This window comes from Sessilibacter corallicola, from assembly GCF_021290925.1.
Taxonomy (GTDB): Bacteria; Pseudomonadota; Gammaproteobacteria; order Pseudomonadales; family Cellvibrionaceae; genus Sessilibacter; species Sessilibacter corallicola.
Genome location: NZ_JAJSLX010000003.1, coordinates 466,342 through 490,204, shown reverse-complemented (window position 1 = coordinate 490,204; position 23,863 = coordinate 466,342). Strand labels below are relative to the sequence as shown.

Annotated in this window: 20 protein-coding genes and 1 tRNA gene; 10 read left to right on the top strand and 11 right to left on the bottom strand. The window is 40.4% G+C overall.

What is annotated here, in order from left to right; genetic code table 11:
- Positions 1-312 precede the first annotated feature (312 nt).
- The gene (locus LU361_RS20405) at positions 313-2,052 is read left to right on the top strand and encodes an EAL domain-containing protein (protein WP_233089953.1); all 1,740 of its coding nucleotides are present in this window, start codon (positions 313-315) and stop codon (positions 2,050-2,052) included.
- Positions 2,053-2,163: 111 nt separating this feature from the next.
- Here LU361_RS20405 and LU361_RS16300 read toward each other — a convergent pair whose 3' ends face one another.
- A complete protein-coding gene (locus LU361_RS16300) occupies positions 2,164-2,646 on the bottom strand; it encodes an FKBP-type peptidyl-prolyl cis-trans isomerase (protein WP_233089952.1) in 483 nt (160 codons plus the stop codon).
- A gap of 197 nt (positions 2,647-2,843) precedes the next feature.
- Between LU361_RS16300 and LU361_RS16295 the strand changes: the two genes are divergently transcribed.
- Both LU361_RS16295 and hppD read left to right on the top strand, forming a co-directional pair.
- On the top strand, positions 2,844-3,413 hold the full coding sequence (locus tag LU361_RS16295) for a GNAT family N-acetyltransferase (protein WP_233089951.1): 570 nt from the start codon (positions 2,844-2,846) through the stop codon (positions 3,411-3,413).
- Positions 3,414-3,989: 576 nt separating this feature from the next.
- Positions 3,990-5,015: a 4-hydroxyphenylpyruvate dioxygenase gene (gene hppD / locus LU361_RS16290; RefSeq protein ID WP_233089950.1), complete on the top strand. Its 1,026-nt coding sequence runs from the start codon at positions 3,990-3,992 to the stop codon at positions 5,013-5,015.
- An 85-nt stretch (positions 5,016-5,100) separates the two neighbouring features.
- Here hppD and LU361_RS20230 read toward each other — a convergent pair whose 3' ends face one another.
- The 6 genes from LU361_RS20230 to flgA form a co-directional block, all read right to left on the bottom strand.
- A complete protein-coding gene (locus tag LU361_RS20230) occupies positions 5,101-6,963 on the bottom strand; it encodes a methyl-accepting chemotaxis protein (RefSeq protein WP_350338021.1) in 1,863 nt (620 codons plus the stop codon).
- Positions 6,964-7,136: 173 nt separating this feature from the next.
- The gene (locus tag LU361_RS16280; RefSeq protein ID WP_233089949.1) at positions 7,137-7,868 is read right to left on the bottom strand and encodes a 16S rRNA (uracil(1498)-N(3))-methyltransferase; all 732 of its coding nucleotides are present in this window, start codon (positions 7,866-7,868) and stop codon (positions 7,137-7,139) included.
- Between the two features lie 29 nt (positions 7,869-7,897).
- Positions 7,898-7,973 (bottom strand) — tRNA-Arg (locus tag LU361_RS16275).
- Between the two features lie 48 nt (positions 7,974-8,021).
- Complete coding sequence (locus LU361_RS16270) at positions 8,022-8,561, bottom strand: flagella synthesis protein FlgN (RefSeq protein WP_233089948.1); 540 nt, start codon at positions 8,559-8,561, stop codon at positions 8,022-8,024.
- 265 nt (positions 8,562-8,826) lie between these two features.
- The gene (gene flgM, locus LU361_RS16265) at positions 8,827-9,144 is read right to left on the bottom strand and encodes a flagellar biosynthesis anti-sigma factor FlgM (RefSeq protein WP_233089947.1); all 318 of its coding nucleotides are present in this window, start codon (positions 9,142-9,144) and stop codon (positions 8,827-8,829) included.
- Between the two features lie 182 nt (positions 9,145-9,326).
- A complete protein-coding gene (gene flgA / locus LU361_RS16260; protein WP_233089946.1) occupies positions 9,327-10,091 on the bottom strand; it encodes a flagellar basal body P-ring formation chaperone FlgA in 765 nt (254 codons plus the stop codon).
- Positions 10,092-10,268: 177 nt separating this feature from the next.
- Here flgA and LU361_RS16255 point away from each other — a divergent pair, with 177 nt between their 5' ends.
- Together LU361_RS16255 and LU361_RS16250 are read left to right on the top strand one after the other, a co-directional pair.
- Positions 10,269-11,225 carry a chemotaxis protein CheV gene (locus LU361_RS16255; RefSeq protein WP_233089945.1) on the top strand — a complete coding sequence of 319 codons (957 nt, stop codon included), beginning with the start codon at positions 10,269-10,271 and terminating at the stop codon, positions 11,223-11,225.
- Between the two features lie 98 nt (positions 11,226-11,323).
- On the top strand, positions 11,324-12,199 hold the full coding sequence (locus tag LU361_RS16250; protein ID WP_233089944.1) for a CheR family methyltransferase: 876 nt from the start codon (positions 11,324-11,326) through the stop codon (positions 12,197-12,199).
- 65 nt (positions 12,200-12,264) lie between these two features.
- Here LU361_RS16250 and LU361_RS16245 read toward each other — a convergent pair whose 3' ends face one another.
- The 4 genes from LU361_RS16245 to LU361_RS16230 all read right to left on the bottom strand — a co-directional run bounded on the left by LU361_RS16245 (position 12,265) and on the right by LU361_RS16230 (position 15,223).
- Entirely contained in the window at positions 12,265-13,098 is an 834-nt protein-coding gene (locus tag LU361_RS16245) for a DUF547 domain-containing protein (protein WP_233089943.1), read from the bottom strand.
- Positions 13,099-13,158: 60 nt separating this feature from the next.
- The gene (locus LU361_RS16240) at positions 13,159-13,914 is read right to left on the bottom strand and encodes a glycosyltransferase family 2 protein (RefSeq protein ID WP_233089942.1); all 756 of its coding nucleotides are present in this window, start codon (positions 13,912-13,914) and stop codon (positions 13,159-13,161) included.
- 111 nt (positions 13,915-14,025) lie between these two features.
- A complete protein-coding gene (locus tag LU361_RS16235) occupies positions 14,026-14,841 on the bottom strand; it encodes a porin family protein (protein ID WP_233089941.1) in 816 nt (271 codons plus the stop codon).
- A gap of 55 nt (positions 14,842-14,896) precedes the next feature.
- Entirely contained in the window at positions 14,897-15,223 is a 327-nt protein-coding gene (locus LU361_RS16230; RefSeq protein WP_233089940.1) for a hypothetical protein, read from the bottom strand.
- A gap of 550 nt (positions 15,224-15,773) precedes the next feature.
- Between LU361_RS16230 and LU361_RS16225 the strand changes: the two genes are divergently transcribed.
- From LU361_RS16225 to LU361_RS16205, 5 genes are all read left to right on the top strand, one after another.
- Complete coding sequence (locus LU361_RS16225; protein ID WP_233089939.1) at positions 15,774-17,069, top strand: MptA/MptB family glycosyltransferase; 1,296 nt, start codon at positions 15,774-15,776, stop codon at positions 17,067-17,069.
- Between the two features lie 71 nt (positions 17,070-17,140).
- Positions 17,141-18,280, top strand: a complete 1,140-nt coding sequence (locus LU361_RS16220) for a DUF6607 family protein (protein ID WP_233089938.1) — start codon at positions 17,141-17,143, stop codon at positions 18,278-18,280.
- Between the two features lie 475 nt (positions 18,281-18,755).
- Positions 18,756-19,502, top strand: a complete 747-nt coding sequence (locus LU361_RS16215) for a DUF1963 domain-containing protein (protein ID WP_233089937.1) — start codon at positions 18,756-18,758, stop codon at positions 19,500-19,502.
- Positions 19,503-19,934: 432 nt separating this feature from the next.
- Positions 19,935-20,528 carry a glutathione S-transferase family protein gene (locus tag LU361_RS16210; RefSeq protein WP_233089936.1) on the top strand — a complete coding sequence of 198 codons (594 nt, stop codon included), beginning with the start codon at positions 19,935-19,937 and terminating at the stop codon, positions 20,526-20,528.
- A gap of 666 nt (positions 20,529-21,194) precedes the next feature.
- On the top strand, positions 21,195-23,774 hold the full coding sequence (locus LU361_RS16205; RefSeq protein WP_233089935.1) for a TonB-dependent receptor plug domain-containing protein: 2,580 nt from the start codon (positions 21,195-21,197) through the stop codon (positions 23,772-23,774).
- Positions 23,775-23,863 lie beyond the last annotated feature (89 nt).

The window sequence follows — 23,863 nt, the reverse complement described above, 5'->3', positions numbered from 1 at the left end:
TCACTGTTTTAATAATTTAAGCAGCATAAGTTCGCTATTATGCTGCCTCAGCGCCTTAACCTTCGTAAAATACTGTATAACCCGCCAATTTTTGTATTTATTTTTTAGCTTCTATGCCTAATATCAAGTAAAATTGCGAACAACTGCGATATTTGAAATAACGGACTTGAATTGCAGTTCTATACGCCTTACCACAAGCTTGATATTCCTCAATAATCATAAAAATCAACTGAAAATAGCTTAGAGGGCAACGAAAAATAGTTTACACGGTGAGTGATTAAATCGCCGTTAATACAATAGCTAGGTGAGTGAGTGGACAGTACAGCATTCGAGGCAGAACTTGAGGATATTATCGCGCATGACCGTTTACAAGCGGTTTTCCAGCCTATTTATACCGTTGATCAAGCGGAAATTTTTGCCCATGAAGCGTTAATTCGTGGTCCTCATAATTCCAAATTCAGATCCCCCGATATTCTGTTTACTACCGCACTGCAAAAAGGTTTGTTGTTTGATTTGGAAATGGCGTGTCGTCGGGCCTCCATCTCTAAATATTCCGAGCTTGATTTACCGGGGTATTTATTTCTCAATGTTCATCCGCTAATTTTCGTTAATAACGATCATCCAAGTCGGGAAACCTTATCACTATTAGAACAATATAATGTTGAACCCGAGCGGGTAGTGATAGAGCTCAGTGAAAAATACCCAATAAAAGACCTCGAAATTCTGCAAAAAGCATTATTGCATTATAAAAATATGGGGCTAAAAATCGCGATTGATGACTTGGGTTCCGGTTATTCAGGTTTGCGATTTTGGTCTGAAATAAAGCCAGATTTCGTCAAAATCGACCAGTATTTTATTCAAAATATCCACAATGATCCGACAAAGTTAGAATTTGTGCGCAGCATAATGACTCTGTCGGGAAGTTTAAGTACCGAAGTGGTTGCAGAAGGTATTGAGGAATTTGAAGAGCTTGAGTTGCTTTTGGATTTGGGGGTGACGTTAGGGCAGGGCTATTACCTGCGTAAGCCTGAGACCAATCCTGAAACGACCATTCCGTCAACGTTAATGCACAAACACAGAGTTCGTCGTGCACCGTTAAATATCAAAAAAAGTGTTGCTACCTTATTACAGCAAGCAGAGACCGTGGAAGCAGATACCAAAACCGAAGTTTTAGCGGATTTATTTTACAGTGATTCCAAGCGCCTCTCTATTCCCATTTTGAAAGAGAATCGTCCCTTGGGTTTGGTGTGGCGTGGCAGTTTATTAGAAAAATTATCCACGCCGCACGGTCGAGCAATCAATACTCATGTAGAAGCGGTCGATCAGTTAGCGCCAGGTACGGTAATTGTCGATATTTCCGAATCTTTAGAAAGCGTGTCGGATAAAATTCTTTCCTGTCATGACGATAAATTACCGTGGCATTTTATTATTACGCGCAACCAAGAGTATTTAGGCATTGGTTCAGTCCGCGATCTTTTGCAAGAAATTACTCATCAAAAAATTCAGTACGCGAGTTACGCAAATCCGCTGACGCAATTGCCGGGCAACGTACCGATTTATCAATACATCGACACATTACTCCAGAATAAAAACAAGTTTTACCTGGCACATTTTGATCTAAATAATTTTAAGCCCTATAACGATGTCTACGGTTATGAAGACGGCGATAAGCTCATTAAATTTTTGGCAGATTTAATATCACAACATTGTGAGCTCGAAGATTTTGTCGGTCATATCGGAGGCGATCGATTTGTGGTGGTGTTCGAACGTGAAAATTGGCAAGTCAGTTGTCATTCCATTATTGATGCTTTCGATAATTCCGTTAATCGTTTTTATTTCCAGGAACATATCGATATTGGTGGTATTGAAACACATTCTCGCCAGGGTGAAATGTTCACGTTCCCATTGGTAAGCCTTGCGGTAGGGGTGGTTCGTCCCGATTTATACCGTTGCACAACCCATCATCAAGTTGAAGAGCTTGCTTCTGGTGCAATAAAAGAAGCGAAAAAATGCGCAAGCTCTAATCTTTTTTACAGTCGTAGAAGAATATAACAGTAACGAATAAACAGTTCTTGGAATGGCCAAAGGAGCCACAATAATTTCGTTTTAAATAACTTATAAATATCTACAACTCGATTTATAAATTATTTAAAACACTCTAACTCAATTGTGATTGTGTCCGCCAATGCCGTGAGCATGGCCGTGGTTTATTTCTTCTTGGCTGGCATCTCGAACATCGATGACTTCGATTTCAAAGGTGAGCGTTTTTCCTGCATAGGGGTGATTGGTGTCGACATCAACGGTTTTCAGACCCACTTTTAACACTTTGGCGGGAACTGGACCTTCGGTGGTGTTAACGTCAACAATCATATCAGGTTTTAACTTACCCTTAGTGAGAATATGTTTGCGTGGAATTCGGCGTGGTGCTGCTTCTTTGGCTTCTCCGTAAGCGTCTTTGGGTTCTAAAACAATCGTTGTTGAGTCTCCCGCTTGTTTACCTTCAAGACCATTTTCGATTCCGGCGAGCATATTATTGTGGCCGTGCAAGTAGAGCACTGGGTCGCCGTCTTTCGTTGTTTCCAACTGTTGGTTGTTTTCGGTCAGGGTGTAGTGCAATTGCACGACTTTATTGTGTTCTATGTTCATTTAAATTCGATTTTCCATACTTCAAAATTCGTGTGCTAACGCTAATCTCTCGTGTGCGCTTCGTCAATTATATTTGAGTCTTTCCTTGTATATTTACTCAACTGAATTATTGTTTAGTAAACGGTAATGCTTTTATCGATACCTACGCTTTCGTTGAAAGCCTTGGGATTGTCTTTAACTATTTAGTTTAAATTGATATGGAAAGTGTAATTCATTCCTTAGATGAGCAAATCATGCTCAGAACACTTCAAAAAGGCGACGCTGACGATTTATTTTTGTTAATCGAAAGAAATCGCAGTCATTTACGTGAATGGTTGCCTTGGATTGATGGCAACACTCGCGTAGAGCATTCGATCCAGTTTATAGAGGCAACTCAGATTCAAGTTAACGCGGGGCTGGGCCCAGTTTGCGGTATATTCATAGATGGTAATATACAAGGCGTTTGCGGTTTTCACCCGTACGATTCACTCAGTCATTCAATTACTTTAGGTTACTGGTTAGCTAAAGAATATTGCGGCAAAAATATAACAACGTTGTGTGCCAAAACTCTTATCCATTTTGCCTTTGAATCTTTGCGTGTTAACAAAGTTTACCTCAATGTTGGTGTCGGTAACTGGGCCAGCAGGAAGGTTGCGACTAAACTGAACATGGTTAACGAAGGGTTAATTCGGGAAGGGGAATTTTTAAATGGCCGGTATCACGATTTAGTCAGCTATAGTTTACTTAAGAGAGAATGGTTGTCCTTGGAAAAGACTAAGTTGTTTTAGTTTGTCGATGAAATGAAAATTCAAAACTCGTTTAAAGGCCGTCTATTCTCGCTGATTTAGTGATTATTTCTCGCGTATTATGGAATGATCATAAAACTAAATTGATTAAAAATCAGACTGTTTTTCCTTCTAGTTCTAACAGTTAAATCTTTTTATTCTGCTTTACACTTTCTTTTCAAAAATAGTGGTCTTTTTAAGAAATGTTGTCGAATAACTGTAGCTTGCATCACATAAAAAGTGTTTAATGAGTCACAGTTTGTGTGCTTTGGTGTCTTTAAGCACGTTAGTTATATGCTTTTATTCTTGAATGGTTAAAATCTTTATTCGTTTAGAGTTCGCTGCTATTTGCACCTCATTTTCTTGATGAGTATCAACAACGAATACAGGTATGTTGTTTAAATTTCAACGAATCGTCTATTCCGATATTAATTAAAATTTAACTAATATTAAATATATTAGATTAATTCTATCGTTTAATGAATTTTAGTGAACGTTACACCTCACCTGTTGTTGGTTTTAGTATTTTGAGTATTAGTTATATTTTTGATGGTGATCGTATAAAAGGGAGTTCGAATAATGGAAGAAAATAAGAGTTTTGTAGAAGTAACAGACATTTCTTTTATCGAGTTTTCTGGTAGCCATCCAGAATTGCTTGATGATCTATTCAAACAAATGGGATTCAGTGTTCGCGAAAAAGACGGCATGTTCTTTTACAATATCGCGGATATCAATTTTATTTCCAATCCTACCTCTGGCGGTAGTGCAGAAGCTTTCCGTAATAAGCATGTTCGTGGCGCCAGCGCCATGGGTTTTAAAGTGGGCAATTCTCAAAAAACCTACGAATTAGCGTTGTCTTTAGGAGCCGAGCCTGCTGAAGCTGCCGACCTTGGTATTCCTGCTATTAAGGGTGTTGGTGCTGCAATCATATACTTAGTTGATGAGGCTAATGAGCACACCCTATTTGAAAAATTTGGATTTGATAAAACTTGCGATAAATTCAGTGCCAATAGCTTGGCTCGTGTTGACCACCTAACTCATAACTTGCACACCGGCGGTGTCAGCCGTATGTGTAAATTTTATGAAGATGTTTTTGGGTTTAGTCGAATTCGCAAATTTGACATCAACGGCAAAAAAACGGGTTTGTTCAGTGAGGTTGTCTCCAGCGCCAACGGCAGAGTTGTGATTCCTCTGAATGAGTCGAAAGATGACAAGTCTCAAATTGCAGAATACCTAGAAGAGTACAACGGTGAAGGCATTCAGCATATTGCTCTGCTATGCGACGATATTTTCGATACTGTTGGTTCACTTAAATCCAACGGTATTCCTTTCCAAGACACATTAGATACCTACTATGAGCAGGTTGAAGAACGTGTACCTGGTCATGGTGAAGATATGGAAGCTCTTCAACAGCATCGTATTTTGATTGATGGTGGTGAAGCTCAAGGTGGCGGGTTGTTACTTCAGATTTTTACGAAGAACAGCATTGGTCCGATCTTCTTCGAGTTTATCGAACGCAAAGGTAACAAAGGCTTTGGTGAAGGTAATTTCCAGGCGTTGTTTGACTCTATTGAGCTAGACCAAGAGCGACGTGGCGTTATCTGAGTTATCTTGCACTCGAATCAATTGTATTTGTTAAGCGAAAAACCACTCCAATCTGGAGTGGTTTTTTTATTTCGGGCACTGGATTTTAATTTTTTAGTGTCTCGATAATTTCAGAGATTTCGGCTTGTATTGCCTTGGTGTTATTTTCGGTTAGGGAAGTACTACGATCTAACTCTACCGCTTCTAGCAGCTCTATGAATTTCATGACCAGAGTTTCGGCTAAAGTATCTAATAACTGCTCTTTGTCGGACATCTTCTGCTCACCGGAATCTGTTGTATTTATATGTTGGAAGAGCACTTCTGTGAGTTCATTGCTTTTTTGTGCGAGATCCCTAATCTCATCGGCGACTACGCTAAAGCCTCTACCAGCTTCACCGACTCTGGCGGCTTCAATTGCGGCATTAAGAGCAATTAAGTTGGTTTTTTCCGATAACTTTTTAATATCTTCAACCCCTTGTTTGATAATAGGGCGGTTTTTAGTCGAAGATTGATGTTCATCATCGATGATCGTTAACATGCTCGAAAAACACTGTTTGATTTCTTGTTTTAATTCATTTGAATCCAATGTTTTTGAAATGAGATAGTCCGGCTTTTTATCTTCATATAGGCTGTTTTGCACAATCGTCGCTAATCTTGCTTCGGTAGTCTCTAATTTCTGCTGTAGAGTGAGCGATTGATTTTTTAACGCGAGAGTTTCCTTTTCAGACTTTTCGTTTTCAGATTTCAATAAAGTTATATGAGTAGTTAACTGTTCTATATTTGACGATAACTGATCAACCTGTTTGCCATGGTCGTCGCATTGTTTTTTGCCCTTGATTGAAAACTGCTTTTTTGTCTTTGTATATCTAAAGAAAAAATACAATAAACCAAAGAACAACAAAGTACATAAAATAGAGAGTGTAAGGATTACGCTATTAGGTGCTGGTGCTGGTGCTGGTGCTGGTGCTGGTGCTGGTATGCTGTTTTTTACTGATTTTTTAAGCACATCTTCAGAAAATTTATTGTTTATTTTTTCAGTTGTATTGGCGTCTCTTCGAGAACTCCTTATGAACTGTATTTCGGGTGATTTTACCAATCCATTGGTGTTTTCAAACCACTCTTCTGTCGAAGGGTAGAGTGTAGAAATTACTTTCTCTGGTTCGTTGATTAATCTTTTTTGAATGGTGTAAAAATAATTTCTAGCGGGGCTTTCCGAAAACGTATTGTTGACTTTATCTTCAGTGAAATTGCTATACAGATCGATTTTTTGTGTGATGTTTAACAGTTGTTTTGATTGTTGTATTAAAGTGGTTCTTTTTTCAATGGTGATTGTTCTTTCTGACAAAATATCTGTTATGCGTTTGTAGTTGTCTAACAGCAGTATTGTCTCTTTATTTTTCAAACTATTTAAATGAATTACTTTTTTGTTTTCATTGTTTGAGTTTATAAAAAGTGAGTGTAGCTCCAGTTGTTGTGCTACTTCTGCGATGTATTCTTTGAGGGTAGGTAGAAAGCTGTCGTTGTAGAATTCTTGATTTTTTTGTGTTGTTTTGTCATAAAAAAGATAGGTTTTCTCAATAAAATTTTTGTGCTGTTTATTCATAAAATAAGGGATAGTGCCAATTTGTTCCGAGTGAGCGATAAGCGTATCTAATGCATTGATAAAATCAGGTTGACTGTTTCCAAATAGTGTTGGCTCATGTGAGAGTGATTGAGAAACCCCTTCATGAAGTTTTTTTTCATGGCTCGCTTGATAAGCTAACAGCAGGGCATGATTCAACGTTATTAAATGATTAATATAATCTTGCTGAATTAATTCTGTATCTAAGTTGTTGCTAATATTTGTGTTCGTAGAAAGTGGAGTAGGTGATTTAGACCAAGTGTTAACTGAGGTAAACGCTATTACTACTAAAATTACTACTAAAAGCAGGTAGAGTAATAAACGCTTTAAGTTTATTAAATGGTTCACTGAAATACACGAATAGCAATGGTCAGTTCATTCTCTTTCTATTTTTCAATCTGTATCTCTTTTTATTCAGTTTCTCATTGAGTTCCCGAATTTTAAAGACTGGTAAGATTTCTCAGTGCTTTCTGATTAATTTTAGCGGCTATTACTAATATTCACAAAATCAATTCTTATAATTAGCCAATAGATAGCGCTTGATCCGCTAAAAGGCGATAAACAAGTGCCGGAATTGCCTGTTCGACGCGTAAAATTCTAGGTCCTAAGTTAAAGCTTTCAGCGCCATTGGCGCAGAGTAAATCGATTTCGTAGGGAATAAATCCACCTTCTGGGCCAATAATAAGTGTAACGGGCTCAGTCAAATTCTGGGGGCAGGGAACACTCGCTTTAGGGTGTCCAACAATCACTCGGTTGTTTTCAGATATAGCTGGCAGTTCATCTTCAACAAAGGGTTTGAACCGCTTTTTTGTTGTTATTACGGGTAAGGTCGTATCAACGCCTTGTTCGAGGCCGAGTATTAAATTTTCTCGGATTTTGTCTTCATGCAAAAGAGGAGAGTGCCAGTAGCTTTTTTCAACCCGGTAGCTGTTTATCAGGAAAACGTGTTTTACTCCAATCGTTGCTATGGTTTGAAGAATGCGTTTTAGCATTTTGGGGCGAGGCAATGCCAATATTAACGTGATCGGAATCGGTTGTGGGGGAGTAATCGACAGATGGAGATCCATCAGAGCGTGATCAGCGTGTATTTCAATGATTTTTCCTTCACCGATGTTACCGTTAATTCTACCTACCTTAACAGTATCTCCAATTTCGGCTTTGTGTACCTGCTTTAAATGCTGAAATTGGTAGCCGCTGATGCTCGCTGTTGTAGGTGAAAGGAAATGCTCATCGGACAATAAAAGAAGGTTCATAATTCGCGCAGATAGAAAAGATCAATAACTGGCCTCCCCACCAGGACTCGAACCTGGATTTAGGGCTTAGGAGGCCCTCGTTCTATCCTGTTGAACTATAGGGAGGCGATGCCACCGATTATATCTAAATTTTTTGACTTTAAAAGCTAATCTTTATGCTCTAATACTATTTTGATAGCCGCGTGTATTAATGGCTGTGCCACTTGCAGAGTATGTCGTTGCTGGCGAATTTCCAAACAATAATTCTTCGATTCGTTTATTACGTTGTCGCCGAAATCCAATTAAACGTCCATTGATTGAGTTTAAGCGTTTACAAATTAAAATAAATTGTTCGATTTTATTCCATTTTTCTATAAGTTCATCATCAAGAAGCTTTAACCATTGTTTTTGTTTAATGGCTTGTTTTTGACGGACGCTTAATGGTTTATTTCCTGGTATCTGTTGTTGCGCTAACTCTGTCCATAAATCTCTTTGTTGAGCATTTTCTTCTAACTGATTAATACACGCTTGTTTATGCTCAACCACCTCATTTAGGTCAATCAACATTTCCTCTTGAGTCATTTTCAACAGTGAATTTTCTTTATCAAGAAGCTTAGCAAGTTGAGTGACCGCAATTAGCTCTGATTCTAAATGCTCTATCAATTGTTGATGTGAAGGTAATAGTAGCGGTACTTCATGTTGACACTGACTCATGTGATGCTCCTTGAAAACAGAGGATAAACTTTATGTTAGTTTAATTTTTTAATTTTGAGTGAGACAATTATTTGCCGCTTTGAAAATACTCTGTGAATTTGCAATTGACCGGCCATGATCTGCTTAAATCAAAAAAATTTGAGGATAAATAAATAAAAAATAGGAAGGAAAAGTAGACACAAGAAGCAGGCAGGAAAAAGCACCGCTATTTATAAAAATAATACGGTGCTAATTTACGTTGAAAATATAAGAACTTCTGATTAATTTAGAAAAAATTATCTTGTTCTAATAAATTTTCAGCAATAGATTCAGCGTTAATTTCGAATGTACCTTCATTAATAGAAGCGCGGATACTTTCGACTCTCTCTTGGTTCACTTCATTAACGGAAGATAACCGAGATTCTGCTTCACTCAAACGGCTGGCTTGTGAGCTAATGGAGACAGAATTTCCTGCTCCCACGGGCTCATGATCGCCTTGAGGCACGTTGTTAGACGCTAATCGTGACTGTGTTTCTGGGCTAGCTTGCCGCTGTACGCTCGCGTTGGCTGCGGTCGTGTTTGCATTTACGTTGTTGATAGCCATGCTATTTCACCATAATTTAGGTTCTTCAATGCTGGTGTTCCAAATGTACTGATGGCATTGAGCGTTTATCACTGCCTTCCATTAAGGAAAACAGGTTTCTCATTAGCGTATCGGCACTGCTGTAGCAAACTTTAGATATTTTTTGACTTTAAATTGATAGAAGACTCAGATCAATCTCAAAATTACAGCGTGATCTCTACTTTTCCGGGCGCTTTTACTTTCGCCTGGACTATACGACCACTTCTGTTATTTCGAACGCGTATAAGATCTCCAACTCTGCCATTCGATAACGCCGTTCCTGAGGCTTCAACCGACATTGCCGATGAGACTGCGGATATAGAAACCATCTCACCGCGGCTGATTACCATGGGCATCGCCAAGATCTGATGCCGCAGGGGTTCTCCGAGTGCTACATTCCTTTTTAGTTCGTAGCCAACAGCGTCTTTCTTGTCTATCAAATACCCCTGACGAAGATTTGACATATCCATCACGGTATCAATTAAATCATTGTCCATCAAAATCTCACCTCTTCGAATCGAATGTTTAGCAACTACTACTTCTATCATTAGCTTTATTTCAGCGGTTACAAATACCTGCCAGGTATGACCGGAATTGCATTCAACTGGAACGGTAATTCTGCCCGCGGATAAATTCGACGGAATTTTGACACTCCAGAGATCGGAACAACGTGGAAGGCGTAACCGATTATCAAGATTATTAACAATTATTTTTACTTCTGAATAATGGGGTTCAAATTCATAAGATTGTTGTAATTGATTTTTTACAAAGTCAGTAATTTCTTTTAAAGACTCTGTTTTATTGGTTTGAGAATGTGCTGATTGCGATAGAACAATCGTAAAAAAGAACAATGCTAGGCCAGGCAAGATCCATAATCCGCATCTAATACTTGATAAAAATAACGTGAATCCAGCAGGTCGGAAGATCATTATTGTCCTATTCTGTAATTACTTTCTTTTAAATAGATTGGTTTAAAGTTTTTCCGTTTGACGCCGTAAAATTGTCAGTCACTGCAAGTTTTTTGTGACTATGCTTAAAAAGCAATCGTTATGCCGATCGAAGCATGCTTTGATCGAAGACAGGAGTTTAATCCTTAGAGGCTACTCATGGCAGGTGTATTAGATAGTGTTAACCAACGAACCCAATTGGTTGGACAGAATAGGCTAGAGCTACTGCTGTTTACGCTTAAAGGGGAGCAAACCTACGGTATTAACGTTTTTAAGGTTAAAGAAGTTCTGCAATGCCCCCCATTAAATGAAATCCCCAATCGTCATCCTGTAGTAAGAGGCGTGGCGCATATCCGCGGCGGTACCATTGCCGTTATGGATATGAACCTTTCTATCGGTCGTGGTCCGTTGGATGATATCGAAAAATGTTTTGTTATTATCACGGAATACAATCGATCGACTCAGGGATTTTTAGTTGGTTCAGTCGAACGTATTATCAATATAAATTGGGAATCTATTCATCCGCCACCAAAGGGGGTTGGTAAAGAAAACTATCTGACGGCAGTCACTCAAATTGAAAATCAGATGGTTGAAATTATCGATGTTGAAAAAATATTGGCAGAGGTAAGTCCGTTATCTGAAGAAATTAGCTCCGGTGTTATCGAAGACGGTATCGGAGAAAAAGTTATTCAGAAGCACATTTTAATCGTTGATGATTCCATGATTGCTCGCAAGCAAATTCAACGCGTCGTTGAGCAAATGGGCATTAAAACGACGTTGAGAAAGGACGGTCGTGAGGCGCTGGAGTATTTAGAGTCTTTAGTTAGCGAAGGGAAAGATGTTGCGGAAGAATTAATTTTAATTATTTCTGATATTGAAATGCCAGAAATGGACGGTTATACCTTTACCGCTGAGATTCGTGCTAATCCTGCGTTAGCGTCTTTATTCATTGTTTTGCATACGTCTTTGAGCGGTGTGTTTAATGAAGCAATGGTGAAGAAAGTGGGTGCAGACAGCTTTGTTGCTAAATTTCATCCCGATGATCTTGCGCGCTTGGTTAACGACCGTGTATTGCAAATGACGGGAGAAAGTTTACTTGAGGAAAACGAAGAGTAACGAATCACTTGTTGGCCTATTTAATTGAGTTTATGAATAGGTCAACAAGATTTAAACCATTCAAACAAGCAACTTTGTGATTTCCCAGAGTTTATATAATGCATTCAGATAATGGAAATACTCTATCTAAGAACGGTATTTCAACGACTCAAATTTCATCTTCTGAGTTGAAAGAATTTGCTGATCTTTTAGAAAAAATCAGCGGCATTCACCTTTCCGACAGTAAGCATTATTTAATCGGTATTCGTCTAAGAAAAATATTGGATGAGTTCGGATTCAAATCGACAAAAGAACTGACTGATCAGCTCGGAAATCCCACAAAAGGGCATTTAAAAGAGCTTGTTTTAGACGCAATGACCACCAACGAGACGTTCTGGTTTCGCGATGGTCATCCTTACGATTATTTCGAACGCCAGCTATTACCGCAGTTATTAGGTTCGAAAATCGGTAAGGCCAGAATCTGGTCGGCTGCTTGTTCTTCCGGGCAAGAGCCTTATTCTTTAGCGATGTTGATTAGTGAAGCCTACGATAAAAACAGTGCGCTAACGTCAAAACCCATTGAAATTGTTGCGTCGGATATATCCAAACAAGTCATTGATCAATGTAAAAAAGGCAGTTACGACAAGTCTGAGGTTGAGAGAGGCTTGTCTGATCAGCGTTTAAATCGATATTTCGATCAAATAAGCGATAGCGAATGGGTTGTAAAAGAAGAGCTGAAAAAGTTTATTAATTTTAAAATCGTTAACTTGGTGGACTCGTTAACCGGACTGGGTAAATTTGACGTTGTATTTTGCCGGAACGTTTTAATTTATTTTAGTCCTGAGTTGAAACGTGAAATTCTTAAAAAGATTCACACTCAGTTGGTAAAAGGTGGGATATTAATTTTAGGAGCTTCTGAAGGATTATCTTCGACTGAAGATTTATTCGAGATGGTTCAGTTTGAGTCTGGGATTGTCTACCGAGCGATTTGCTAAGTATTTATAACTGAGTAAAATTGCGATGAGCTGGCAATGTATTACCAGCTCATCAACTGCTGTAATTAAGGCTGGTTTAGTTTCCAGTCGTAATCGTGAGTAAGCTTGCCGTCAAAACCTTCTAATTTTGCTTTTAATTCTGGTTCCGCGTATTGCTTTAAGTGTTCAACCAAAGAATCGTTGTTGTCACCGAAATCAACTTTATACCAGTGGTAAATGCTGGAAACTTTTAATTTTTTACCTTCAAACGTGACACCACGTTCGTGGTTTACGTAATCTTTTGCGGCTTGCTCCAAAATTTCTTCGGTATTTTCGGCCGTGTAAGCCGTGCCTGCAAGGTTAGGGCAACCCATGCTTGCGCAGTTTACTGCGTAGTGAATTCGGTTATCTTGCCAGATTGGGCGCAAAATTCCGTGCTCAATATTGTTCAAAGTTAAATCTTCGCCCTGGATAGTAGAGACTTCTTGATCCCAAGGACCAAATGCGAAAAATCCACCTAGCTTAGTAATAGAAGACACAGGGTAGTTATCTAAAATAACTTCAACAGTTAATGCGTTGTAGATATTAATCCAGTAAGCTTTTTGTTCGGCCAATGAGTAATCACGTGGGTCGAGTTTTTCTAACCCGCCGATGTAGTCTTTAAGAAGTTTGGTGTCTTCTTTTGAAACCGCTTTGTAATCGAAGCGATTAATGCCACTTTCGTGATCAGAAATTAGGTATTTATCGAGAATTTGTTGCCATTGATTATGATCAATAGTGGCGGTGTTTTCGTCATCACTTTCATCCCAAAAATCCAATAATTCAGAACCTGGGGCAGCGGATGTTGTTGAAGAAAAACCTACTGCAACCATTGCTGCAAAAAATAGGTTGGTTAGAAGTTTGCTCGTTGCTACTCGCATATAATTATCCTTAGTAATGCTTAAAACTATGAACCTTAGGACACTAAGTTGTTTTAAAAGTTACGCTTTATTTAGCGCTTTTTGGTAAATTTCGTCAGTTTTACAATGCTCTCGCCACCATAATTTTGCAATCATTCCGAGAATGCCTAAACCTGCACCAATAACCCCAGACACCGTACCGCTAATTTTGGATTTTCCGATTCTTTTAAGTGAGTCTACGGGAATTTCAACAACGTTCATTTTTAGCTGAATCGCTTTTACTTGCATTTCTACTGTCCAACCAAATCGTCGGTCTTCCATTTTTAATGCTTTTAATGCAGATAATTTAATCGCTCGAAAGGGGCCGAGGTCGGTTACTTTTTGTCGCCAAAGCATTTGAATCAATAGCGTAGAAAGTTTATTACCAAATTTTTGCGGAAGGGTTAACGAACCGGCTTGTTCTTTGCCCAATGAGCGTGACCCTATCGCAAGAGCTGCACCTTGGTGAATTTCTTCAATCAGACCGATGGCTTGTTCTGGTACGCAAGAGTGGTCGCCGTCGACGAATAAGACAATGTCGGTGTCGAGCAAACACTCAATACCCAATAGGCAAGCTGCGCCGTATCCGCGTTCCGGCTGGTAGGTGACTCTTGCCCCAGCGGTATGGGCGACACCTGAGGAGTTATCGGTAGAGCCATTGTCGCAAACAATGATGTCATCAATAAGGCGCTCACCGTCTGGGTTTTTGAGCGCATTGAGTTCATTCACAACTATTCCAATGGCAGATTCTTCGTCGAGAACCGGTATTATCACTGAGATATGCTGTTGTTCGTACATTGCGATCACCTATTGAGAATGTCACAGGGCGTAAATGGTCAGATTAAGGTGTTAGAGGCAAGAAACGGGAAAGTGTTTCTTAAGAGCAACACACAATATGTTACATTTTTATCACAAACTGCTGCTGAAACTGAGCGAAAAAATATCACTCTTAGGAGCGCTGCGCCCGTCAATAACTTCGCTGAATCCGAAGTTTACCGAGTGTCGAGCCCATCGATATTGAATACTTGTAGAGTATCGTTCTGTGTCTTCTTCTAACAGAGCCGCCGCAGCGTCGGATCGATCGGTTTTGTAGGCATTGGTGTATTGAAAGCCAGAAGAAATCGTCCATTGAGGTGTTAATGAGTAAAAAACACCAACATTCCAGAAGCGTTCGTCGGGAAGGCTGTCTTGTCGATCACGAATTCCCAAATCCCCGTAAATGCCAAATTTCGAGAAAATCTTACCGGCCGATACGCTGTACTCAAGGCCGTCGGCGCCATCACCAATGGCGTTGACACGCTGAGTTTGATAACCACCGGCAGTCGTTGAGAAGAGGTGTACTGAAATACTGGGTAGCCAGAGGTCTTGGAGGAATTCATCAAGAATTTGATAGGACAGGCCGACAGTTGTATCGGTGAAGTCTTGCTGGTTTCTAAGACCGTCAAATTTGGCAATAGAGTAACCTTGGCTGAGTTCGATATTGACGTTTTCAAACAGGCCGCGCTGGTAATTTAGCCAGTAGGTATCTTGCTCTAAGGTGCCGTTGTTGGGTAAGTTTTTCGTGCGATCACCCAAAAAAGCTTTGTCGGCTTTTTGATTCACCAAAGAGATCGAAAAAAAATTATCTCCTGGAGAGAGAAGCCAAGGACTGTGTTGAGCGTGGGTGAATTGACTGAAAACTAAAAAGAAAAGAGGGAGCAGAATATGATAGTGAGTGTATTTCATTGGATTAATACCGCTCTAGCAATGCTTATCGATAGAGCGGTATCTCTTGTATTTATTACTTTAACTTATAACGCTTTGCCAAGTAATAAGTGATGTTTTCTCTTTGCTTGTCGCTCAACTTGTTGAAAGCTTCATCAGAGTGAATCGCTTCGATTACCGCGCGTGCTTTTTCAGCGTCGATTTTTTTACCTGGAAGAGGGCATTTTTTACAAGCAACTTTGCGGTTAAAAGCACGTTTACCTTGATCGTAAGGGCTATCAACTTTTGGCGTTGCAGGAGTGCTAGAGTAAGAGCCAGATGCGTTAGCTTGAGTTGCGAATAATACCGCACTAACAATAAGTGCTGGCAAAATGAAGAGTTTGCGAATTGCAGTGTTGATCATGGAAACCTCCAAAGAATGAGTTCAGTCTCAAAAAGCACAGTGGTTAGAGGCTAACTTCGTTGCCGCATTTTTACACTGTTGTTTAAAAGTAGGTAATAATGGCCTTTATGCTAAACGGTTAAGGCAACGTAAATATTCACAAAAGTATCACTATTCAGCCAGAAGTGAATAAATCAGTGAATCCGCATTATTAACTTGCCCGGCAACCATAATGACTAATAACTTTGAATTTTGTTCAACGTTAATTATCAAATTATTGTCAAAAATGTCGTCGAATCAGAAATTTACATTTTACCCCTGTTTAATGACATTATTATTTGAAAGGTATTTATAAAAGGTGTTGTTGTCTTGTGATTATCGTTGACGGAATTTTCTGCACGAATATTACTGCGGTTTATATTACCGTAGTATCTAATAATTATGACTAAAATCTATAAAGGTGAATTTTTTAAAAACACCGTTGATTAATTTGGCTCTCACTCGGCAGTTTCTTTACACTTCGTATTTTAATATCGTTATTGATCTGTTTTCTTAATTCGTTGGTTTATTGATGCTTATTCATGGTTTAGGGGCTTTATCGGCCGCTGCGTTTGTTTTACTTGGCTATTTGAGTTATCCCGATGGCGATATGTCATTACCATGGTTTTACGCGATTACATTGTTTGTTTTTGCAATCAGTATTTATGTTGCCCTCACACATAAGCAAGCGAATAAAACATTCAGCAATTTCCAGGTGTTTTGTGTTGTTCTGGGGTGGCCGATTCTTTTCCGATTAATCGGCTTGTATTTTGGGCCGATTTTTGAAGACGATCATTATCGCTTTTTATGGGATGGATACACTTTCGCCAATTTCGGAAGTCCCTACGGTATCGCACCCGAGCAGTTTTTTGGTGATCCAACAATTCCCGATAAATTTCAACCTATTTTAGACGGAATTAATAACCCAGACATTGCGACAATTTATGGCCCCATTACCCAGATCAGTTTTCTTCTCGCCTATTGGTTAGCTCCCGCCGAAGTTACAGCTTTGCAAGCCATTTACCTGTTGCTGGACGTTGTTGTCATTCTGTTGTTGCTTAAAATCGCCCCAAGAGCCGGGGTTATTTTGTACGCTTGGAGCCCGTTGATTATCAAAGAATTTGCGTTTACGGCCCATCCTGACATTGTCGGAGTTGTGTTTATGGTCGCCAGCTTATTCTGTTTGAAAAAAGATCATCAGCATTTGGCGCTAGTGTTTATTGCCTTGAGCTTCTGCGCGAAAGTGTTTGCGATATTATTGATTCCCTTAATTGCTATTCGCTGCCACTGGAAAACTTGGTGGGTACTGCCCGTCGTAGTGGCCGGTGTCTATGCACCTTTCTTGTTGCTAAATAAAGCCGATTTATACGGATTATTTGCCTTCGCCAAAGATTGGCAATTTAACGGGTCAGTTTTTGCGCTATTGACGCAGTGGTTACCGGTACAACAAGCCAAACTGCTGTGCGCAGTTGTTTTCTGCAGTTGTTATGCAATCTATTGGTTTGTGTTTGTTCGTAATAGAGAGTTAATTCCGCGCGGCGATTGGGTGTTTGGTTTATTTTTCTTTTTAGCTCCGGTATTGAACGCCTGGTATTTAATTTGGTTTTTAGTTTTTGCAGCAATTTATCCAACCCGCTGGGCGTGGTCGGCGTCTTTCTTGATATTGATGTCGTACATCAATGGCTATAATCTTCTAGATTCGGGATTAGAGCTTTATCAGCAGCCTCATTGGGCTCGTTTGATGGAGTATCTGCCGATCATTGCTTTATTTATTTATGAATTGCTACTCAAAAAACAAAGCCTGAAAATAAAAATTTTGAAGAGTTAATTAAAATTTTTTAGGGCGGTAGTCGAAAATCATTACTGCCCTAAATGCAAATTTGATGAGAGTTTACGAATATGTCTTTGAAACATATGTCATTGAAAGGTTGGCTGTCTTTTGGGCTTTTAATATTGGGTAGCGGCGCGGTTTGGGCTGACGATCAATCGTCCGATTGTGAAAACCCCTACGAACATTTTGTATTTTCTTGGCCAATTGATCATAGCTGCGGCAAACATACACGCGGTGGAACTACCGTGGGTGCGCCAGTGGTTGAGTCTGAATTACCCCATTCGGGTTGGTTATCGCTTCAAGAGTCTGGCTTGTCAGATTTCGACAAAGATCGACGCGCAATCTTGGCGATGGCTGGCGGTTATAAGGTCACGTTTGATTTTCTCGAAGTGGTTGGCTTTAGTGACGATTTTGCACGCGATAAGCCTTACCACTCTTGGGGTACAGAATACGTATACGTGGTTGAAGACACGCCTAATTTCATTAGCCTGCAACATGTTATGGTCATGAAATTTCTTCAAGAAAATGGCGAAGAGTCTGAGCCGTTTGTGATGAAGCACTGGCGCCAAGATTGGACTTATCAAGCCAAAGAAATGTTGGTTTATGATCAGAGTAACGATTGGCACAAGGTAAAAATCCCTAAAAACCAGAGAAAGGGCGCTTGGGTACAGAGTGTTTACCAAGTTGACGATTCGCCGCGTTACGCCTCTTACGGATACTGGCAGCACAACCCGAGTTTCTCTAGCTGGATCAGTCAAACAACCGCTCGGCCTTTGCCAAGACGTGAAAGCAGCGTGCGCAGTGATTACGACGTTTTAGAAGGTTTCAATCGCCATACCATCTCTCGATTCGGATGGACCCAAGAAGAAGAAAACTGGAAGAAAGTTAACTCTGGTGAAACCGGTGAATCTTCCTATCTAAGCAAAGAGATTGGTATCGCTCGCTATCGTGCAATTACAGATTACGACTTTTCCCTGGGTGATCAGTACATGAGCAGCGCCGGTCAGTTCTGGGCTGATGTGCGTGCGGTGTGGAATGAATTGATCAGCAACAATAAATCCATTTCGCTGAATGCGAGGGTAGATGGCTTACCTTTGTTTGTGCCGTTGTTTGGCTATGCAGAAAAACTGGTTGGTAGTGATTCCTATGATTCAGCCAGTGGCAAGGCTTTTGCTCGGGCCACAATTGAATCCTATTTAGCTCAGTAACTTTTACTCAGTGACTGGTACTCAGTAACTGGCTTAGTAACTTTTTCAGCAACTTGTTGAGTGGTACTCCTGCCTAAGCGGCGGCAATCTACGTTGCCGCTGATTCCACGTCTTATCTCACTTTAATGTTGCCCACTGCGTTATTTCTAAGCATTGTTTATCAAGACTATCAATAACCTCAATAAATAGTATCTTGATTACATCAGTGTTTGGAGATGAGGTCGTATAGTAAAATATCTAAAATTTATTTGATGTAGAAAATCAATTGATAAAATCTTGACCATATAACTGTCAATTTTATCAGGTGTTGTTCGGATGAATCGTTAGCAGTTGCCTATGGGATAGAAATTGCAACGGTTGGCTTGTCATTTTTACGAAGCAATTCCTGTAAAAGACTTGTTATCCAAGATTTGGGAATTTTTCTATATAACTGGCTGTGTACCAGCAATGGGCGTTGATAAAGAGGATGTTACCCGTGGTGAATATTTTTAATATTTTCAAAAGAAAACCCAAAGATCCGGAAGTCTTATGGGCAGAGTTGCAAGAAACCATTGCTCCGTACAAAAAAACTGCATGGGTTGTCGAAACCACAGATGCTGAATCCAGTTACCTTTTTTCTAAGTTTTCCGGTAAGGCTGCTTTGCCAGTCAATGAGGCTTGGCCCACGTGTCCTGATTCGGATGAACCAATGCATCTATTGGTTCAACTCAATTCTAAGCAGTTGCCCGATGAATCTGCGTCGCCTTTTGGTCAAGGAATTTTGCAAGTGTTCTATTGTGATGAACGCGGCCTGCAGGCAAGCCAAGATAATCCGTTCGAAAATAGCGTATTAGTGCGATTACTGGATCCCGCCACTCAAGATTTAACGACAGTAAGTTCTTTGCCTCACGCAAAGCAATACGTAGAAAAACAAATCACTGGTTGGTCAGCTGTCGATGATTTTCCGAGCGCCGAGCAACTGAAAGCGTTGGGTTGTGAGTTGGATGCAGAGCAAGCGCAATTGCTATCCGACAAAGGCTATCCCATTGCTCAAGACAAACTGCTTGGTTGGCCAACACTCAGCAAAAGTGTAAACGCGAATCTGTCTGAATCTACAGAACTGGCGAAAAATGTGATTCTAGAAATTACGGCATTGAACAACTCTCAGAGAGAGTTTGTGAATAATGTCACCTTACATATCGCTAAAAACGGCAGTTCTGACAGCGGTTTTTCTGCGTTCTAATTGCGTGGCTTAATTGCGTTTACTGGGTTTGTTTATTGGCTAACGATAAACATTGAGTAAGCGCAATTTACGCCACGATCTTTTTTCTCCCTTATTTTCTTTATTTCTTTTTATTCTTTTCTTATTGCTCTTTTTTATCGCTCAGACCTTTCGATTTTATTTTCAAGGAAATATTCAGCGCATTGCTATTTTTGCAACTTATAGCTTAATACCTTCTGCTCAGTGTTTAGATTCAAAATTTTTTGTAGAGTCACTGATGTTTATAAAACATCGATTGAATTCCATAAGAAGTAATTGTCTATTTCAATAAATGCAATCTTTATTGTCGATAATAACGCTTTTCTTTGGGATACAAACGCATATCAACGCTGTCTTATTTTCCGGTTGTTAAGGCACAACTTTAATTTTAATAAAACTGAATTTGGGGTAAACATGAAATTATACGATTTAGAACTGTCGGGTAATTGCTACAAAGTTCGCTTATTTTGTGCATTAACAGGAATCGATATTGAGCTGATCCCGGTGGATTTTTTGGCAGGTGCTCACAAGCAGTCACCGGTTATTGATCTCAACCCTTGGGGCGAATTACCTGTATTAGACGATGGCAAAGTTGTTCTGCGCGACTCGCAAGCCATTTTGGTTTACTTGGCTAACAAATACGAAAAAACACAATGGTGGCCAAAAGATCCAGCAGAGCAGGGCGAAATTGTGCAGTGGTTATCGGTTGCTTCTAACGAAATTCAAAACGGCCCATGTGCAGCTCGTTTAGTTGATAAGTTTGGTATGGCACTTAATAAAGAGCGTACTATCGAGGTTAGTGATCGTATACTGCCGTTGGTTAATGCGCATCTAGAAAATAACGATTGGTTAGCACTAAACCGACCTACCATTGCCGATTGCGCAGTATTCCCATACATCGGCACTGCTTGGGAAGGCGGCGTAGATATTTCTGGCTATACCGCTATTGTTAATTGGATTGCACGTATTAAAGAGCTTCCTGGTTACACTTCTATGCCTGGTGTGTAAATAAAAATAAGCTGGTTAAAATACCTTTATCCTGTTAATTAAGGTGTTTATTCCGCTATTAAAATAATAGGTGGGCTTTTATTTTCTTATTTTAATGCCCGCCTATTATTTAAAATCAATATTATCGATTAATCTAATCGCAAAATTAAATTCTAAATTTATTGCAATGCATTCAGATTAATTCGGAATTTAAATCTTCTAAATATTCAGTTTAGTTTTATTCGGTCTTTTCAAAATTACCTCAGTTTGAATTCTCTTCAGAAAATTTTTGTCGATTTTTACTGCACGTCTAATCCTGCTTTTATTGAATAAATTACTTGTTATTTGCTTGAAATAGCGTCTATTTATTGGTCTGCCACAGCCTGAACAGGCGTTATTGGCGAGTCTTACAGATGTTCTTTTTTATGGGTTAATTCACTTCAAAAATAACAGTTCAAAGTGTATTTCCTGCTTTTTGCGGGCAAACGTGGGAAATAGTCAATTTCCGAAACTTGGGTAGGTAGACCAATTTCATATTTTAAAAGGGCGTTGTCTGGAGTAAAATCCGCCGCCGCAATTCAATGTGCACTCGATTGCATATTGAAAAATAAGAATATAACGAAGCCTAGTACCCATTAAAAAATAATGGTGATACTCAATAGAGCAAGCTCATTCGTAGGTTAATTCATGAGATCATTTAGAACTAAAAATTCCACACACCTTAGAACAGCTATCGCTGCCGTTAGTATTGGCGCGAGCTTAATTGCCAGTGACGTATTAGCACAGCAACTGGAAGAAGTTGTTGTTACTGGCACACGAAAAGAAGGTTTATCGCCGACAGAAACACTTTCACCTATCGATGTACTCGGTGGTGGTGACCTTCAGAACCAAGCGTCTTTCGATTTGACGGACTCCCTGAGCAAAATTTCTCCGTCTTTAAATACCCAGCGTTTCCCAATTGCCGATGGCACCGCGTTTGTTAGACCGGTTACCTTGCGTAATTTATCGCCAGACCACACCTTGGTGCTGGTGAACGGCGCTCGCCGCCATCGCTCTGCACTCGTGAACCTTCAGCTTGCACCGCTAGGAACAGTAAACCAAGGCTCTCAGGGCGTTGATTTCTCCGCTTTCCCATCGGCTGCTATTAAGCGTGTTGAAGTTTTGCGTGACGGTGCCTCTGCGCAGTATGGATCGGATGCCATTGCCGGTGTGGTTAACATCATTCTTAATGACGACAGTGAAGGCTTTAGTTTGTCTTCCCAGTACGGCGGTTACGATTCAGGCGACGGTGAACGCTTTACCGTGAGCGGTAACGCAGGTTTTGCGCTCGGTGATAACGGCTTTTTAAATGTCACTCTTGAACACGCTTCTTCGAATGTCACTTCGCGCGGTATCGCTCGCCCGGATGCGGCGGCAGTAGGCGATATTGTTGGCGATGACTTGGTTCCAGAAAATGGTTTGGGCCAACGTTGGGGTGATCCTGATATCGAAACCATCAAGTTCTTCGCGAACTCTGGCATTGCCATTAACGACACCACTGACGTCTACAGCCACTTCAGTTACGTAGAGAACGAAACGCTTTCGAGCTTTTTCTATCGTGGTCCCGTATTACCGACAGCGGCAGATAACATCGCTTTACCGCCGCGTAACACCTTGTTTACCGACGCAAATGCCGATGGTATTGCTGACGATGCGGGCTTAGATTTGGTTAACAGCATTGTTGCCCAAGGCTTAAACCCAGCTGATTACTTAACGCCTAGTGCTACCAGCGCTAGCGGTTTTGTGTTGCAAAACCCAATTGCTGACCAATTCCCAGGTGGTTACACGCCGTCTTTCGGTGCTGATATCACGGATTACTCGTTTGTATTGGGTCTGAAAGGGGATTTAAACGAAGAATTAAGCTATGACGTTCGTGTTCGTGCCGAAGAAAACGAAGTTGAATATTTGCTGCGCAATTCCATCAACCCAAGTTTGGGTATTCTTTCGCCAACTACGTTCCGTCCAGGTACTTTGACCCAGGAAGAAAATGGATTTAACGCAAACTTCGTGCAGAGCTGGTCTGATCTACCGCTAAACCTCGCCTTTGGTGTTGAGTGGCGCGAAGAGGTTTACAAAATTGGCGCAGGCGATGCTGCCTCCACAGCAACGGGCCCAACCTTTGCCGAATTTGGTGTCGGCTCTGACGGTTTCCAAGGTTTCTCACAGGATTCTGCAGGCAGCTTCCGAAGTGAAAGTTACGCGGCATACGTTGATTTAGAAGGCGATATCACCGATTGGTGGTCTGCTGCGGTTGCGTTGCGTTACGAGGATTTCAACGAGTTTGATAGCACGTTGGATTGGAAGATTTCTTCGCGTTTCCAAATTAACGACAGTTTCGCTATTCGCGGTACCGTAAACACCGGTTTCCGAGCACCAACGCCCGGTCAGGTTAATACTCTGAATGTAACCACTACCTCGGATTCCAGCGGTAACCTTGTGCCAAGTGGTACTTTCCCAGTGGCTAACCCAATTGCCAGAGCATTGGGTGCAGAAGACCTCGATTCAGAAGAATCCACCAGTTATACCTTGGGCTTGGTGTATAGCCTGGGTAACAGCACCACCATTACGCTAGATTACTACGACATCGAGATTGAAGATCGTATTGCGTTACGTAACTTCACCATTGGCGATGACGAGTTAGCGTTATTAAACGATGCCGGTGTTGAAAACGCAGCCTTGTTGCAGGGCGCCAACGTTAACTATTTCGTGAATGGTTTTACTTCCGAAGTTTCTGGTGTAGATCTTAATATCACCTCAACCTTCGATATTGGCAGTGGTTATTTAGACGTGTCTTTACGTCATAACTACAACGAGCAAGAAATTTCTGACGTTGATAACAACACCATCAACGCCGGTCGTGTTTTCGATTTAGAAAATCAAATTCCTGAACATCGCTCAGTACTGACCTTTGAGTATTCTCAAGACAGCTACACCGGTAGTGTTCGCTTCAATCGTTACGACGATTGGGCATCAACCGGTGGTTTGTTCGGTCCAGGCGATGGTTCAGACGCATTTGAATACGACGGCGAAATCCTAGTGGATATTGAATCTACCTTTACCTTTAAAGATAAATATTCAATTACCATTGGTGGCGAAAACATCTTTGATGAATTCCCTGAAGACGAAGCAAATGGCGTTCTACAATTTGTAGGTCAGCGTTTTGCGGTGACTTCACCGTTTGGATTTAATGGTGCGTTCTGGTACATAAGAGGTTCGGCTAAATTCTAATAATTTAGTCTTGATGGATTTATTTTGCGTAAATCCATCAATTAGTGAAAAATATTATTCACTAATAGCTTTTTATTAAAATAAAAAAG

Bases quoted from the DNA above. Each gene is read 5' to 3' on its own strand.
- LU361_RS16300 (WP_233089952.1), bottom strand. From the start codon at position 2,646: ATGAACATAGAACACAATAAAGTCGTGCAATTGCACTACACCCTGACC.
- LU361_RS16295 (WP_233089951.1), top strand. From the start codon at position 2,844: ATGGAAAGTGTAATTCATTCCTTAGATGAGCAAATCATGCTCAGAACA.
- hppD (WP_233089950.1), top strand. From the start codon at position 3,990: ATGGAAGAAAATAAGAGTTTTGTAGAAGTAACAGACATTTCTTTTATC.
- LU361_RS16280 (WP_233089949.1), bottom strand. From the start codon at position 7,868: ATGAACCTTCTTTTATTGTCCGATGAGCATTTCCTTTCACCTACAACA.
- LU361_RS16270 (WP_233089948.1), bottom strand. From the start codon at position 8,561: ATGAGTCAGTGTCAACATGAAGTACCGCTACTATTACCTTCACATCAA.
- flgM (WP_233089947.1), bottom strand. From the start codon at position 9,144: ATGGCTATCAACAACGTAAATGCAAACACGACCGCAGCCAACGCGAGC.
- flgA (WP_233089946.1), bottom strand. From the start codon at position 10,091: ATGATCTTCCGACCTGCTGGATTCACGTTATTTTTATCAAGTATTAGA.
- LU361_RS16255 (WP_233089945.1), top strand. From the start codon at position 10,269: ATGGCAGGTGTATTAGATAGTGTTAACCAACGAACCCAATTGGTTGGA.
- LU361_RS16250 (WP_233089944.1), top strand. From the start codon at position 11,324: ATGCATTCAGATAATGGAAATACTCTATCTAAGAACGGTATTTCAACG.
- LU361_RS16245 (WP_233089943.1), bottom strand. From the start codon at position 13,098: ATGCGAGTAGCAACGAGCAAACTTCTAACCAACCTATTTTTTGCAGCA.
- LU361_RS16240 (WP_233089942.1), bottom strand. From the start codon at position 13,914: ATGTACGAACAACAGCATATCTCAGTGATAATACCGGTTCTCGACGAA.
- LU361_RS16235 (WP_233089941.1), bottom strand. From the start codon at position 14,841: ATGAAATACACTCACTATCATATTCTGCTCCCTCTTTTCTTTTTAGTT.
- LU361_RS16230 (WP_233089940.1), bottom strand. From the start codon at position 15,223: ATGATCAACACTGCAATTCGCAAACTCTTCATTTTGCCAGCACTTATT.
- LU361_RS16225 (WP_233089939.1), top strand. From the start codon at position 15,774: ATGCTTATTCATGGTTTAGGGGCTTTATCGGCCGCTGCGTTTGTTTTA.
- LU361_RS16220 (WP_233089938.1), top strand. From the start codon at position 17,141: ATGTCTTTGAAACATATGTCATTGAAAGGTTGGCTGTCTTTTGGGCTT.
- LU361_RS16210 (WP_233089936.1), top strand. From the start codon at position 19,935: ATGAAATTATACGATTTAGAACTGTCGGGTAATTGCTACAAAGTTCGC.
- LU361_RS16205 (WP_233089935.1), top strand. From the start codon at position 21,195: ATGAGATCATTTAGAACTAAAAATTCCACACACCTTAGAACAGCTATC.